General features: G+C 64.1%; 14 protein-coding genes. 5 read left to right on the forward strand and 9 right to left on the reverse strand.

Translation table 11 applies throughout. The annotated features are described in order from the left end of the window. The first annotated feature begins 55 nt into the window (after positions 1-55). The 4 genes from C1725_RS02165 (at position 56) to C1725_RS02180 (ending at position 4,455) form a co-directional block, all read left to right on the forward strand. Positions 56-961 carry a hypothetical protein gene (locus C1725_RS02165; protein ID WP_102410048.1) on the forward strand — a complete coding sequence of 302 codons (906 nt, stop codon included), beginning with the start codon at positions 56-58 and terminating at the stop codon, positions 959-961. Positions 962-1,107: 146 nt separating this feature from the next. Next, a complete protein-coding gene (locus tag C1725_RS02170; protein WP_102410049.1) occupies positions 1,108-1,467 on the forward strand; it encodes a BlaI/MecI/CopY family transcriptional regulator in 360 nt (119 codons plus the stop codon). Between the two features lies 1 nt (position 1,468). Continuing rightward, positions 1,469-3,115, forward strand: coding sequence for a M56 family metallopeptidase (locus C1725_RS02175; protein ID WP_102410050.1), 1,647 nt, complete (start codon positions 1,469-1,471; stop codon positions 3,113-3,115). Between the two features lie 14 nt (positions 3,116-3,129). Next, positions 3,130-4,455: a hypothetical protein gene (locus C1725_RS02180; RefSeq protein WP_102410051.1), complete on the forward strand. Its 1,326-nt coding sequence runs from the start codon at positions 3,130-3,132 to the stop codon at positions 4,453-4,455. A gap of 81 nt (positions 4,456-4,536) precedes the next feature. Here C1725_RS02180 and C1725_RS02185 read toward each other — a convergent pair whose 3' ends face one another. The 9 genes from C1725_RS02185 to C1725_RS02225 all read right to left on the reverse strand — a co-directional run bounded on the left by C1725_RS02185 (position 4,537) and on the right by C1725_RS02225 (position 12,828). Beyond that, entirely contained in the window at positions 4,537-4,896 is a 360-nt protein-coding gene (locus tag C1725_RS02185; RefSeq protein WP_102410052.1) for a hypothetical protein, read from the reverse strand. Between the two features lie 27 nt (positions 4,897-4,923). Continuing rightward, on the reverse strand, positions 4,924-5,193 hold the full coding sequence (locus C1725_RS02190; RefSeq protein ID WP_346026257.1) for a hypothetical protein: 270 nt from the start codon (positions 5,191-5,193) through the stop codon (positions 4,924-4,926). Positions 5,194-5,410: 217 nt separating this feature from the next. Then, positions 5,411-6,787: an RsmB/NOP family class I SAM-dependent RNA methyltransferase gene (locus tag C1725_RS02195; protein ID WP_346026258.1), complete on the reverse strand. Its 1,377-nt coding sequence runs from the start codon at positions 6,785-6,787 to the stop codon at positions 5,411-5,413. Position 6,788: 1 nt separating this feature from the next. Next, positions 6,789-8,063 carry a mannosyltransferase family protein gene (locus C1725_RS02200; RefSeq protein ID WP_102410054.1) on the reverse strand — a complete coding sequence of 425 codons (1,275 nt, stop codon included), beginning with the start codon at positions 8,061-8,063 and terminating at the stop codon, positions 6,789-6,791. Positions 8,064-8,129: 66 nt separating this feature from the next. Then, positions 8,130-9,704, reverse strand: a complete 1,575-nt coding sequence (locus C1725_RS02205; protein WP_102410055.1) for a hypothetical protein — start codon at positions 9,702-9,704, stop codon at positions 8,130-8,132. Between the two features lie 12 nt (positions 9,705-9,716). Beyond that, positions 9,717-11,060, reverse strand: a complete 1,344-nt coding sequence (locus C1725_RS02210; RefSeq protein ID WP_102410056.1) for a CdaR family protein — start codon at positions 11,058-11,060, stop codon at positions 9,717-9,719. Continuing rightward, on the reverse strand, positions 11,032-11,913 hold the full coding sequence (gene cdaA, locus C1725_RS02215; protein ID WP_146009107.1) for a diadenylate cyclase CdaA: 882 nt from the start codon (positions 11,911-11,913) through the stop codon (positions 11,032-11,034). The genes C1725_RS02210 and cdaA overlap by 29 nt, the downstream gene beginning before the upstream one ends. 290 nt (positions 11,914-12,203) lie before the next feature. Next, positions 12,204-12,407 (reverse strand): DUF378 domain-containing protein, encoded by a 204-nt coding sequence (locus tag C1725_RS02220; protein ID WP_346026259.1) that lies wholly within the window; start codon positions 12,405-12,407, stop codon positions 12,204-12,206. Between the two features lie 106 nt (positions 12,408-12,513). Further along, positions 12,514-12,828, reverse strand: coding sequence for a hypothetical protein (locus C1725_RS02225; RefSeq protein WP_102410058.1), 315 nt, complete (start codon positions 12,826-12,828; stop codon positions 12,514-12,516). A gap of 180 nt (positions 12,829-13,008) precedes the next feature. Between C1725_RS02225 and C1725_RS02230 the strand changes: the two genes are divergently transcribed. Further along, the gene (locus tag C1725_RS02230) at positions 13,009-13,806 is read left to right on the forward strand and encodes an MBL fold metallo-hydrolase (protein ID WP_102410059.1); all 798 of its coding nucleotides are present in this window, start codon (positions 13,009-13,011) and stop codon (positions 13,804-13,806) included. The last annotated feature ends 48 nt before the right edge of the window (positions 13,807-13,854 follow it).

Consider the following 13,854-nt stretch of genomic DNA (forward strand, 5'->3'; position numbering starts at 1 on the left):
AGGACGGCGTCGTGTTTCCCGTGCTATCCTATCGTCAGGAAACGGAGGCGAAAACATGAACGAAGAACGCGCAAGGAACTTCATCTATCGCAATGCGAGGCCGCTCGACCTTTATCGGTGGCGGTATCTGTTTGAGGGTGGAAGCCGGGAGGACGTCCTGAACGCGCTTTCGGCGTATCAGAACGCGGACGGCGGCTTCGGGCACGCGCTGGAACCGGACTGCTGGAACCCGCATTCCGCGCCGATGCAGACCTGGGTCGCCACGCGCATCCTGGAAGAGGTCGGGTTGGAGGATCCACGCCATCCGATTGTGCAGGGCATCCTGCGGTACCTGTCCTCGGGGCAGGACTTTGATGGACACACCTGGGCGAATACCCTGCCCTCCAACGCGGATTATCCCCATGCGCCCTGGTGGGCCCCAGAGGCGGGTCCGGAGACGGCCTACAACCCCACGGCCAGCCTTGCGGGCTTTGCCCTGCGGTTTGCGGAAAAGGGCGGCGCGCTCCATGGAACGGCCCGCCGGGTGGCGCAGGAGGCTTACCTGTATTTGAAGGAGCACTTTCCGCTTCCCTCAATGCACACGGCTACCTGCTTTGTGGAGCTGTATGAGGCGCTACGGGCGGGCGGCGTGGAGGACCTTCTGGACCTGAAAGCGTTTGAGGGGCTTTTGCACGAGCAGATTCGCGGGCTCATCACGTACGACGCCTCCAAGTGGGCGACGGAATACGTATGCAGGCCCTCGCAGTTCGTCCGCTCGCGGGAGAGCGCGTTTTTTGCGGAGAACCGCGAGGTTTGCGAAAAGGAGTGCCGCTTTCTTTCGGCATCGCAGGAAACGGACGGCTCGTGGGGGATTACGTGGGCCTGGGCGGCGTATCCCGAGGCCTGGAGCGTCAGCAAAATTTGGTGGAAGGCCGATCAAATCGTCCAAAATGTCCGGTTTGCGAGGGCAATTCTCGGCTAGGACCGCTCGTCTCCGTCCTGCCTCGGGACGCTTGCCGCATGCGAAGTTCGCATGCGGCGTTTTTATTTTGAATAAGCGGTTGACATATTCATTCTATTGGAGTAGAATGATGGCATATTCTATTGGAGTAGAACGGAGGGACAGACGTGGAGATCAAGCTGTTCGACTCGGAACGCCGGGTCATGGAGTGCCTGTGGCAGGAGGGAGAGCTGGGCGCCAGGGAGCTCGCCCAACGGCTGCAGGAGCAGGTCGGGTGGAGCAAGACCACCACCTATACGGTCATACGCAAGTGCCTGGACAAGGGCGCGCTGGAGCGGATCGATCCGGGGTTCCGCTGCCGGGCGCGGATCAGCCGGGAGGAAGTGCTTCGCCGCGAGACGGAGGAGTTCATCGACCGGAACTACGACGGTTCGGCGGACCTGCTGGTCGCCTCGCTGCTGGGCCAGAGGAAGCTCTCACAGTCGGAAATTGAGCGCATGAAAGCGCTGATAAAGGAGTTGGAATGAGATGACGGAACTCCTTGAAATGAGCCTGCGCGGGGGCGTGCTGATCGCGGCCATCCTGCTCGTGCGCGCGCTGTGCGTCAATCGGCTGCCCAAGCGGGCGTTCCTGCTCCTCTGGGCGGCGGCGTTTCTCAGCCTGATGGTGCCGCTGCACATCTCTTCGCCGGTCAGCGTGTATTCGGCGGCGCAGTATCTTGGGGCGCCCGTGCGCCGGGGCGGTCTGCTGCTGCCCGCGCCGGGGGCGGCGCCTGCGCGGGCGGCGCATGCCGTATCCCCCGCGGTGATCTTGTGGGCGGCCGGGGCGTTTCTGCTGGCGCTGGGCTTTCTCGCGCTGCACCTGCGGGGGCGGGGAAAGTACCGCGCCTCGCTTCCGGTCGAAAACCCCTTTGTAAGTCGTTTTCTGGAGGCCCATCGCATCAGAAGGCCCGTGCAGGTGCGATACTCCGATCAGATCGGATCGCCCCTGACCTACGGCATCCTCTATCCTGTCATCCTCCTGCCCAAGGGGTTTGAGCGGATGGGAGAAGAGCGGCTCGCCTTCGTCCTGAGCCATGAGCTGTGCCATATCCGGCGCTTTGACGTGCTGGGCAAGTGGCTGCTGGCCGCTATGCTCTGCGTGCATTGGTTCAACCCGCTCGTGGCCGTGATGTATCTGCTCGCGAGCCGTGACGTGGAGCTCTCCTGCGACGAGGCCGTCATCCGCGGGTATGGCCTCTCCGCCCGGTCCGCCTATGCGCTGACGCTGGTGGAGCTGGAGGAACAACGCACCGTTTACGCGCCGTTGGAAAGCGGCTTCAGCCGCAGCACCTTAAAGGAGCGGATCACGGCGGTCATGAAAGTCCGGCCCGTCACAGGGCTGCGCGCCGCCGCCGCGATGCTGCTCGTATGCGGCGTTACGACGGTGTTTGCGACCTCCGCGCCCGCGGAGGAGGCCGTACCGGAGATCGTGAAGCCCAGCACCGTTCAGCCCGGCCCCGTCCTAGACGGTCCCGTCTTAGACGGCCCTGTTCTGGGCGGCTCTGTCCTGGAGCCGCTGGATTGGGATGAGCTGTGGGCAGACGACGGCGTACCCTCCTACACGCAGGCGCAGTACGACGCCCTGATCGCCCGGCTGAAACCGGACGGCTACCCGGAAATGTCCCTCGCGGCGTTCAACAGGAGCGTACACGCGGCGATGTCCTCCGAAGGGGCGGAGACGCTCTATATGCTTTACGAAGTGGTGCTCAACACCCTGCCGGAGGACGACCCGAACGCGGCGTTCCTGCGCAATACGGTATCCGCTTCCCTGAACGAATACGACGCGCGCCTGAGCGAGGTGTTCTCGGGCAAGCGAAGCGATCCTCAATTTTACGCGACCGCGCAGGCGGTGCGCAATGCGGACGTCTTCGGGGAACAGGTCATGGCGGGCGTCTGCTATGCTGATTACAGCTTTTCTTACCGCATCCTTGACCAGGACGCGCTGACCGTCGCGGAGCGTGACGCATTCCTGCAGCGCGTGATGCAGGCGGCGCAGGACTTTTGTGAGAAAAACCTGTCGGGAAGGCCCGATGAGGACGGCCTGCGCGAGGCGCTAAAATCGGCGGGCGCCGAGGCGTCGGATGGCAAGATCAGCTTTGTTGACTGCGAGATCTTCTCGCTGGACTGCTATTGAGAGGAGAATCTGATATGAAGAACCTTTTGAGAATGACCGCAGCGCTCTTGCTCGTGCTGGCGCTGGCGCTGCCCGCGCAGGGGTTCGCGCAGGGAAGGTACGATGCGGGGCGGAAGATATCCTATACGCAGGCGGACTACGACCTGGCGCTCTCGTTTCAGACGGACGGATATGGAGAGCTGACGGTGGCGGACTTCGACCGGAGTGTGCTCGACTGGGAAGACGAAGACGCCTATCACCGCAACGAAGCGTCTCTGCGGCGCATCTTTGCGTCGCTCGCGGACGACGACCCGAACGCGGGCTTTATCCTGGGCACGCTGCGGAACGCCTGGGACGCCTGCGAGGTGCGGCATTACAATGCCTGCGGCCGGGCGACCGCGCCCTGGCACAATGGCTTCGCATCGAGCGAGACGTACGGCGACATATTTGGCGATCAGGTGCTGCTCAGGGGCGCTTACGTGGAGTTCTGCTTTGACTACATCGCAGCGGACGAGCGGAGCCTGACGGTCGCTCGCCGGGACGCGCTGCTTTCCGAGGCGGGAAGGGGGCTCGAGGCCTTTTTGCAGCGGCAGGACGCGGCGGCGCTCAGGGATACGGCGAGCATGAAGAAGAAGCTTGAGGCCGAGCTCAAGCGCATTCTGAGCGACCTGGACGACGCGATCTCCTGGGGCGGAGGCTGGAACCTCTCTTACTATCTGGAAGACCCCTACGCCTATGAGACGGACATCGCGGACACAGACTGGAAGGCGGGCTACACGCAGGAACAGTACGACCGGATGATGGCGGCCCTGAAGCCGGCGGGCTATGAGGACATGTCCGTGGCCGATTACGACCGTCTGGTACACGCGATTTTCGACGGGGACGACGGCTGGGATGACGCGTACATGATCTACGAAATGGCCAGCGCCAATCTGTCTGAACACGACCCGAACGCCGAATTCCTGCGCACGACGGTGCCTATGGCGCTGCGGGAGTATGAGGCGCGGGCGGTCGAGGTCTATTCGGGCCGGGAAAACAACCCGACCCAGAACGAATGGATCTCGACGTACATCGAGGAGGACGTCTTTGGCGACGACGTGGTGGTCGGAGAGGTCATGGCCGACTATACGTTCAGCTATCGCCTGGTCGACGCGGATCGGCTCACCGTGCGCGAGCGCGACGCATTCCTGAAGGCCGTAAAGGAGGGCGCCAAGGAATTCCTTGAAGGCGCGCTGAAGACCGAGGGCCAGGCGACGAAGGCCGCCTTCAAGGCCGGCCTTGAGGCTGCGGGCCGGGCGGCGAGCACGGATGCCATCCGCTTTGTCGATTGCACGGTCGATACATTTGAAATTGCCCGCTGAGGCAAGAACGGAAAGAGCCGCCGCCCTGCAAAAAGCATATCGCTTTGCGCAGGGCGGCGGCTTTGGTTTGTCTGTCGCTGTTTATTCGGCCTTTGCCTTCGGCGCACGCTTGGGGGCCGTGGACGTGCGCCTCGAACGGGTGCGCGCCGAGCGTTCCTGCGATTTTTCCGCGAGCGCGTCCAGCCGATGCTGCTCGACGCGCTCAAGCCGCTCCCTGCGCGTGCGTTCGCGCTCGAGCCGCCTGTCCGCGAGGGCTTCCCGCAGTTCCCCTTCAAGGGACGCGTCCCGCGCGATGAGAAAGCGCTCGAAGGCATCGGGATAGACGAAGTCCTTCTGCCCGTAAGGGCTTGCAAACTGCACCGTGATCTTGCCTTCGTGTTCTCCGAGGATTTCCCCGGGACCAAACTTGCCGTGCGATACGGCGATCCCCGTAAGTTCCATAAGATGATCCTTTCCTTTCGCCGCGCGTTACAGCGCGCCGGAACGGGCGTGAACCGGCCCCTCTGCAGGCCGCTCCCTGTCTTCGTCCTCAGCGGCCCGATCCAGGTAGTCGCCCAGGCTGTATTGATTGTAGCGCTTTTTCAGCCTCAGCAGCACGGAACCGTCCGGCTGCGCAGACTCTGAAAGCACCTTGTAGGGAATCCGTTTCCGGTCCAGCTCGGCCTTGTAATGCCGCAGTTCATCGGGCTGCTCAAACAGAATGGTTTGCTCGAGGCACGCACTCTGAATACGTTTCAAAACGTTTCACCTCCCGGCGGGCTGTAACGCCGCAGAGCGGCTGTTCAGCGCATCTGCAGTATAACAAATTTTCGCCTTTTGCGTAAGCGAAAAAAATGGATGTGCGCCGCCTGAAACGCCCCTGCCTGAGGGCGCGGAGGAGAGAAAAACTGTGAACAACGCACAAGGTCGCGCGCTTACAGCCTGCGCGCAGACGGAGAAAATCACGATGCGGCCGTCAGCGCCTCAACCCCTTGGGATAATGGTTCTTGTAGAGCCCGTCCGAACACTTGGCAAAGCCCAGCGGACAGCCGTATAGCGTCATGAGTGTGAAGCCGCGCTGTGCGTCCTCCCCGGCGGGAAGCGCCTCCCCGTGCTGAAAGCGCAGCGCCTGCTCCTCGCTCAGCGCCTTGACGTTCAGCGCGTCCTTCTCGCGAAGGGCCATCGCCAGCGCGTGGTCGGGTTCGACGCGTTTGCCCGCAACGCGGCCCAGCAGCAGCCCCGCGCGCAGCACGCGCAGGCCGGAAAGGTCGGGAAGCCCCTCGGGCTGGGCGTACAGCGCGTCGCCGAACGCGACCGCCCCCGCGAGCAGAGCTTCCTTTCGCGGCGCGCTTGCGGGGGAAAGCACCTGCGAGAGGCAGGCGTCCAGCGCCGGGCCCCACGCAGGCACCGCTGTCCGGCCGCGGCCCTTTCCCGCCCGACAGGGGCCGCGAAATGTTTCGGGCGCTGCGGGCGCGTCGGGAGACCGGCGCAGCCTCGCACAAAAGTGCCCTTCGCCCCGCATTCGATGGGGGTACAGGTGCGCCATGCCCTCCGGCGCATCGCATAGGCCGGGAAGGGAAAAGGGCTCGGGCGAAAAGTCCGGGTGCGCGGAGAGAAATTGGGCGATGACCCCCTCGTTTTCCACCGTGTTAAACGTGCAGGTGGAGTAGACCATCAGTCCGCCTGGACGGAGCATGCGGCAGGCCTGCGAGAGGATTTCAAGCTGGCGTCCGGCGCAGCCCGCGGGGCTTTGGGGCGTCCATTCGGCGCGCGCCTCCTCCTGACGGCGGAACATCCCCTCGCCGGAGCAGGGCGCGTCCACCAGCACGCGGTCGAAGAACGCGGGAAAGCGGGGCGCGAGCGCGTCCGGCAGCGCGCTGAGCACAACGGCGTTGCGCACGCCCATGCGCTCGACGTTGCGCGAGAGCACCTGCGCGCGGGCTGGCACGGGCTCGTTTGCGACGAGAAGCCCCTGCCCCCCAAGCAGGCAGGCGATTTGCGTGCTCTTGCCGCCGGGGGAGGCGCACAGGTCCAACACGCGCTGGCCGGGCCGGACATCCAGCGCGCTGACGGCAGCCATAGCGCTGGGCTCCTGCAGGTAGTAGGCGCCGCCCTCGTGCAGCGGGTGCAGGCCTGGCCGGGCGCTGAAGCGGACGAAAAAGCCGCCGCGCGCCCAGGGGATCGCCTCCTCCACGCCGTCCAGGGAGAGCGGCAGCGTGCCGTCCGGGTAGCGGAGCAGGTTGACGCGAAGGCCCCGGGTAAAGGGCTGCGCCATCGCCGCGAGGTAGAGCGCGTACTCCGCCTCGCCGAGCTGCGCGCGCATGTTTTGTAGGAAAGCCTGCGGGAAGTCCATTTTACAGCACCTCGACAAAGATGGTATAGCCCACGGTGAAGAAGAGCAGCAGCACGCCCTGCAGGGAGAGCAGCAGCGCATGGGGCGCACGCCTGCGCGTGGTGATCGCCTGCAGCATGGGCATCGTCGCCATCGCCATCAGGTAGCGCGGGCCGCTGAGCAGCCAGGTCGGCGCGAGCGCGACGGCGATGTACACGACCGTGTACGCCTGATGCTCCAGCGGCATGCGCCGTCCGGTGAAGACGAGCAGGATCATGGCGTAGAAGATCGAAAAGAGCTGCACGCCCCACGTCCAGAAGCAGTCGCTTTCGCCCCAGGAGCGAAAGATGTAGTCCGTGGTGTTGCGCACAGAGCCGAAGAAGGTGCCCATCTGCTGGTACCAGTTGTCCCTTTGGTAGATCAGGAACTGAAAGGGGTTTCCGCTGACCGCGTAGTTCAGGTACAGGTAAGCGCCGAGGCCCAGGAAGACGAGGAGGCCCGTCAGCGTGCCGCGCAGGGCGAGGGCCGCCCGCGTCCCCTTGCGCGCGCGCAGGGCCTTGCGCCAGGCATACAGCCAGATGACCCCGCAGACGACGACGCCCAGCGAGCGCGTGAGCGCGGAAAGCGCGCCGAGCAGCGCCGCGGCCAGCAGCCGGTCGTTTGCGGCGGCGTACAGCGCACCCAGCGTCAGCAGCAGGAAGAGCGCCTCGGAATAGGGCGCGGCGAGAAAGACGGAGTAGGGATTCAGAAGGAAATAACACAGCGAGAGCCGCGCGGTCTGAACGTCGTACACGCGGTGCACGAGCGCGTAGAGGAGACTGGCGGCGCCGGCGGCGCAGAGGTTGCTGACGATGACGCTGGAGACGACCCAGTCGCCCAGGAGCAGGTTCAATGCGCGCACGCACCAGGGGTAGAGCGGGAAGAAGACGAGGATCAGCCGGTCGTCGCCTACGTTGACGTAGCCCTGCTGGGCGATTTTGAGGTAATGACGCGCGTCCCAGTGCACCCACAGGCCGTCAAAGGAGGCGGCAAAGGAGACGGCGCGCCCCTGCGTCAGGCAGTGCACGCCCCATGCGGCGGCGTAGAGCAGCAGCCGCGAGAGCAGCATGGCGAGCGCCGCGAGCACGAGCGCCCGCACGCCGGGCCCCTTCCGGGAGAGCCGCGCGGCAGGCTCGGCGCCGCGCAGCAGGCGCACGAAGCGCAGCAGCATCAGCGCGAAGGCGGCCCCCATCAGCGCGATGGAGAGGAGGGCGGCGGCGGCGGGCAGCCATTCGGACGGCGTCTTGAAAAAGGACATGCGGTTCCTCCATTCAAAAAAGCCGCGCTCCGGGGAACCGGAGCGGGCGGAAAGCGGAACGAACGATTACGGACGATCCTCGTCGTCCGGGCGGACGGGCTTTGCAAACGCCTCTTCCTTGCTGACGCGGGGGGCGAGCCCCTTGACGGGTTCCTCGCGCGGATCGAAGAAGTTGGCGATTCGGCTGCGCTTCTTTTCGCCGCCCGCGCCGCGCTTTTCCACGCACTCGCGCAGGCGGTCGACCATCGAGGGCTTTGCGCGCGTGCCCGGTACGCGGATGTCGTCCATGCGCACGACGGGGTGAACGGCCGTCTGCTCCCAATCAGGCCACTGCGGCGGCTCCGGCAGGTCGTCGGCGGAAGCGCTGCCGTCATACGCCGCTTCGGACGTGGCCTGCGCTTCCGGGGCGGGAGCGGCCTCTTCCGGGATCGGCTCTTCTGAGACAGTCTCTTCCGGGGCAGGCGCTTCCTCCGACAGGTCGGGCGTTTGCGTTTCGCAGGACGTGCGCTGCCTGCGCCGCCTGCGCCGCGACGGTTCTTCCTCCGCGTCGGCCTGCGCGCTTTGCGCCTGCGGCGCGCGGTCCGTCCGTGCCTCTAGGGCTTCGAGCACCTCCGGCGCGTCGTAAGGCGCAAAGGGATCGACGCCGGGGACGAGTTCCTGTGAAGCCTCCGTATCCTCCGACACAGGGCGGCCATAGACCTGCCGAAGGGATTCGTGGTCTACAGCCGGTTCCGCGGCTTCCGACTGCTCGCCATAGGCGGGCTGTGGCTGATAGACAGGCTGTTCGTCGTAAGCAGGCTGTGGCTGATAGACGGGTTGTTCGTCGTAAGAGGGCTGTGGCTGATAGATAGGTTGTTCGTCGTAAGCAGGCTGAGCCTGATAGACAGGCTGCTCGTCGTAAGCGGGCTGGGGCTGATAGAGGGGCTGCTCGCCGTAAGCAGGCTGGGCTTGATAGATAGGTTGCTCATCGTAAGCGGGCTGTGGCTGATAGACGGCCTGTTCGCCATAAGCGGGCTGGGCTTGATAGATAGGTTGCTCATCGTAAGCGGGCTGTGGCTGATAGACGGGTTGTTCGTCGTAAGCAGGCTGGACTTGATAGATAGGTGGTTCGTCGTAAGCGGGCTGGGGCTGATAGAGGGGCTGCTCGTCGTAAGCGGGCTGGGCCTGATAGACAGTTTGAACGTCGTAGCGCTGGCCGGGATACGCGCCGAGCACTTCCTCCGGAACGGCCTGCGCCCGCTCAAATGCCATCTGCTGCGCCGCCTCGTCCAGCTGTGGCGGTTCCTCGTGCACGGCGGGTACGATTCGGGTAGGCGCCTCGCTCAGGTATTCGCCAGAGCTCTCCGAGACGTTTTCCTCGTTCTTGTTTCGTCCGAAGCCGAGCATGCGCAAAAGGCCGCGCTTCACGCGCCGTGCGCGCGTCGCCCAGATGTGGTAGGGCTGCCAGCGGACGAGCCAGATGAGCCAATCCATCACGAGCCCGCCTGCCACCAGCACGAGCACGATCAGCAGCCAGTTGTTGCCAAGCCAGGCCAAGATACCGCGATCCCCGCCGCTCTGAAAGAGCGTGACGAGGCTGCCCACGGCGCTCTTGACCCAACTGAGCAGCACGCTGAAAAGCGTATCCGCAAATGCGCCCATGATTCCCTCCCGTTAATTCGTCTCTGTAATGGTGACCAGAATGGACGTGGTCGCCAGCGCGCACCCGAACGGCGGCGCGTTGTCGATGCGGCACTGCACCGGAAGCTGATATTCGCCGGGCGCGAGGCCCGACACGTCCACGTAGAGCTGCACGTCGGAAGCCGAAAGCGCCGTCACGAACGCGTATCCGCCCGTGATCTGAACGGTGGTCTTGCTGGTGGCGAGCTTGACAGACCGGTTGTCCGCGGCGCCCTCGGCGGCGATGGCGACGTTCTTAATCGTCTTTTCGCGCTGTTCCTCCACCACGTCCGCCGTGATGAGCACCTCGCTCGCGCTCACATACTTGAGGTCGGACATGCGCTTCAGCTTGGCCGTGCCGCTCACGGAGGCCTCCGCACCGTCCACGCTCAGGGGCGTGTCGACGATGGCGCTCATCAGGCCGTCCAGCACCTCGCGGGTGCCCGCGACGCGCAGCGCCGCCGGGGTGACGACCACGTTGTCGAGGGAGAAGCCCTCGGCGGGCGTGCCGGTGACGGCGGTGGCCGCGTCCACGGGCAGCTCCATGCTGGGATAGACGTCCGTTTCCACGATGATGGAATCGATGATGACCGATTGGTTGGTGATCTGAATGAGCGGGGAGTCGAGCACCTTGCCGTCCTCGTCCTGCAGCTCGAGGGTGACGGCGCTGCGCTGCGTCTGGGGGGCGGCGGTCAGCTTGGACAGATCCAGCTTGGCGACCGCCCGCGTTACGCCGGAAACAAGGCTCTGCGGGCCGCCGATGGTGACATAGGAGGGGTCGGTGCGCGGCGTGTCGGCCCAAAGCCCTTCGGGGATGGAGCCGACGGATTCCACAACTACGGGGATGCGCCCGCGCATGGCATATGCGTCCACGTTCACGGTGACGGTGGAGGGCTCGACCTCAAGCACGCGCCCGTAGGAGGTGGAGGTGGTCACGCTGAGCTCCTGCTGGCCGGCGGCGCGTATCTTCGTCAGGTCGATGCGGGGATTGTAGCTGGAGCCGGTGGCGCGGGCGTAGTTCGCCTGGGGCACCTCCACCTTCATGCGCACGCTGGGTAGGAGGGCGGAGACGTCGTCGAGCACGATGTACCCGCGCGTGCGCAGGGTGTCCGCGCCGGTTACGGTCACCTCGACGTTTTGAAAGACCTTTTCGCGCAGCAGCGTGCCGTCGGAGGCGATCAAAACGCTCCACAGGCACAGCGCGATGAGCACGGCGAAGACCTTGAGAAACCAGTTGCTGGAGAGAATTTTGCGCACGCCGCGCGCGAAGCGGGAAAAGCGGCTATCCTTTTCCTTCTTGGGAAGCAGGTCACTCTTCTTGATCGGACCGTTCATCATGGCGCTGCCTCCTCTTAAAGAAATTCATGAGCGACGGAGCCTGCGGCTCGGAGGGGCCCGCGTCGTAAAGCTCGTGCAGAATCAGTTCGATGGAGCGGGCGTCCAGGTGGCGCGTCAGCTTGCCTCCGCGCGCCATGGAGACGATGCCCGTCTCCTCCGAGACGATGAAGACCGTCGCGTCGGTCGTCTCGGAAATGCCCAGGCCCGCGCGGTGGCGGGTGCCCAGGTCGCGGCTGATGCCCGTGCCCTCTGAAAGATTGAGCAGGCAGGCGGCGGCCACCACGCGGTCGCCGCGGACGATGACCGCGCCGTCGTGCAGCGGGGTGTTGGGCTCGAAGATGTTTTCGATCAGCGGCTGGGAGATGAGGCCGTCCACCTGGGTGCCGGTGTTGATGATCTCGGTCAGGCGGGTGCGGCGCTCGATGACGATCAGCGCGCCCACGCGCCGCTTGGCCATGTTGAGCAGCGCCCGCGTCATTTCGGTCACGATGAGGGCGACCTCGATTTCCCGATCGTCCGTCTTCACCCGGTCGAAGAGCGAGGAATTGCCGATGCCCTCAAGCATGCGGCGGATTTCCGGCTGGAAGACGACGATCAGCACCACGGGCCCGGCGCTGATGACCCACTTGAGCAGCGTGCTCAGCGTGCGCATGCCGAACAGCTCCGACAGCCACGAGGCCAGCAGCAGCACCACGATGCCCTTGGCAACCTGGCTCACGCGCGTCTGGCGCGTGTACTTGAGAAGTTGATAGATGAGAAAGGCGACGATCAGGATATCCAGGATGTCCGCGATGCGCGGGCGGTGGAGGATGTTCCACACCATGTTCGACAGTTCGTCCCATAATTCAGTCAAGCGCACATTCCCCCGCTTTCTTTAGCGTATATCCATGCGGCGCTTCGCCGCGAAAAGCGTATGCTCTCCTTTATTATACTACAGGCCCGCGCATCCTTGTAGGGTAAAGCCCAAACTTTTTTGCCGGAGGCTTCCTGCCCTAACTGACGAATGAGGAGGGGCTTCGGTTGCATCCAATTCCTGATTTGTAAGTCATTGCCTTTGCGCGGGCAGCGCGCGCCGGGGCGGCGAAAAACAAAAAAGCGGCGGCGGGACAGGGAAATCCTGCCTCGCCGCCGCCCCAAAGAGGGTCACTCCTTGACGGTTTCACGGTCCTTGAACAGCAGCGTGATCGACCACAGGCCCGCCGCGCCGACGAGGCCGTAGATGATCCGGCTGATCATCGCGCCCTGCCCGCCGAACAGGTAAGCCACCAGGTCAAACTGGAAGAGGCCGATGAGCCCCCAGTTGATCGCGCCGATGATGACCAGCAGCAACGAAAGACGATCCATCATAGTCCACTCCTTTTTGGTTGTGCGTTCTTTCTACGCAGGTAGCATGGCCCAAAGGAGGGGGAACTATCCATCATCTCAAAATTTATTTGGAAATAAATGCGCGGCCTTACGCTTCCATCAGGGGATTGCGCACGTGGCGCTTTTTGCTTTCAGGCGCGATGAGCTCGATCTCCATGCGAGAAAAGGAAATCGGCTCCATAAAGTGATCCTGCGAAAAATGCGTGCGCCCGAAGGCGGCGAAGTCCTTTTCGTTCTTTTGCAGCCAAAGCGGGCGCGGCACGTCAAAGCGGCGGCAGAGCGCGAGCAGCGCCTCGTCGATGTCCTGCGGGTCGCAGGGTACCGTCTCGCTCTTTAAGATGCGCGTCCCCTTGACGATGCGCCCCCAAAGGCGCGTTTCCTCTTCCGGGGTGTTGATCTGCATAGGGTCTGTCTCCTTTTCGTTCCGGCGCGGGCCGGGCTTCCTTCGGTTATTATGACAGATTTGCGCGCCAGGCGCAAGGCGCGCGGCGGGAAAACGCATTTTTTCTTGCTCTTGGGAGGGATGCGGGGTATAATAAATAAGCCTCTATATCGATTGGACTTCGGAAGGATTTGTGCGTTCATGCGTTTTTCGTTTTGCCCCCTCTTCTCCGGGTCGAGCGGCAACTGCCTGCTCGCCTGCGCGGGCGACACCCGCGTGCTCATCGACGCGGGCATGACGGGCCGCGCCATTTTGGGCGAGCTGTGCAAGCTGGGCGTGTCGCCCGATACGCTCTGCGGCATCCTCGTCACCCACGAGCACAGCGACCATATCCGCAGCGTCGGCATGCTGAGCCGCAGGTTCGATCTGCCCGTCTACGCGAGCGAGGGAACCTGGTGCGCGATGGAGGAAAAGGTGCAGGGGGTTGCGCCCAAAAATCAGCGCGTCTTCGCCGCCGGGCAGGACTTCTTCGTGGGCAGCCTGGGGGTACAGCCCTTTTCGATTCCGCATGACGCGGCGGACCCGGTAGGCTTTTGCCTGCTGCACGGCGGCAGCAAGATCGCAGTGGCGACCGACCTGGGGCATCTGAGCCCTTCCTGGATGCAGGCGGTGACGGGCGCGCAGGTGCTCCTGCTCGAATCGAACCACGACGTGGACATGCTTCTGCGCGGCCCCTACCCGGCCCGGCTCAAGCAGCGCATCCGCGGGCGCAAGGGGCACCTTTCCAACGCGGACTGCGCAAAAGCGCTCACGGAGCTCGTGCCTACAGGCCTGCGCAGCGTCATTCTCGGCCATTTGAGCGGGGAAAACAACCTGCCGGAGCTGGCCTATCAGACGGCGCAGCAGGCGATTTCGGCGCTGGGAGCTGTCGTCGGGGAGGATGTGACGCTGGAGGTCGCCCGCCGGGATCAGATGAGCAGCCTCTTTACCGTGGCCTGACAAATTTTGTGCAGGGATTTCGGAGTGTAGAGCGTCTTATTTTTGCAG

This window comes from Beduinella massiliensis, from assembly GCF_900199405.1.
GTDB classification, from domain to species: Bacteria; Bacillota; Clostridia; order Christensenellales; family Aristaeellaceae; genus Beduinella; species Beduinella massiliensis.

What these genes read in the sequence shown, in the direction of transcription:
- C1725_RS02210 (WP_102410056.1), bottom strand. Translation starts at nt 11,060, where the DNA reads ATGATGAACGGTCCGATCAAGAAGAGTGACCTGCTTCCCAAGAAGGAA.
- C1725_RS02175 (WP_102410050.1), top strand. Translation starts at nt 1,469, where the DNA reads ATGACGGAACTCCTTGAAATGAGCCTGCGCGGGGGCGTGCTGATCGCG.
- C1725_RS02165 (WP_102410048.1), top strand. Translation starts at nt 56, where the DNA reads ATGAACGAAGAACGCGCAAGGAACTTCATCTATCGCAATGCGAGGCCG.
- C1725_RS02230 (WP_102410059.1), top strand. Translation starts at nt 13,009, where the DNA reads ATGCGTTTTTCGTTTTGCCCCCTCTTCTCCGGGTCGAGCGGCAACTGC.
- C1725_RS02205 (WP_102410055.1), bottom strand. Translation starts at nt 9,704, where the DNA reads ATGGGCGCATTTGCGGATACGCTTTTCAGCGTGCTGCTCAGTTGGGTC.
- C1725_RS02220 (WP_346026259.1), bottom strand. Translation starts at nt 12,407, where the DNA reads ATGATGGATCGTCTTTCGTTGCTGCTGGTCATCATCGGCGCGATCAAC.
- C1725_RS02195 (WP_346026258.1), bottom strand. Translation starts at nt 6,787, where the DNA reads ATGGACTTCCCGCAGGCTTTCCTACAAAACATGCGCGCGCAGCTCGGC.
- C1725_RS02185 (WP_102410052.1), bottom strand. Translation starts at nt 4,896, where the DNA reads ATGGAACTTACGGGGATCGCCGTATCGCACGGCAAGTTTGGTCCCGGG.
- C1725_RS02180 (WP_102410051.1), top strand. Translation starts at nt 3,130, where the DNA reads ATGAAGAACCTTTTGAGAATGACCGCAGCGCTCTTGCTCGTGCTGGCG.
- C1725_RS02225 (WP_102410058.1), bottom strand. Translation starts at nt 12,828, where the DNA reads ATGCAGATCAACACCCCGGAAGAGGAAACGCGCCTTTGGGGGCGCATC.
- C1725_RS02200 (WP_102410054.1), bottom strand. Translation starts at nt 8,063, where the DNA reads ATGTCCTTTTTCAAGACGCCGTCCGAATGGCTGCCCGCCGCCGCCGCC.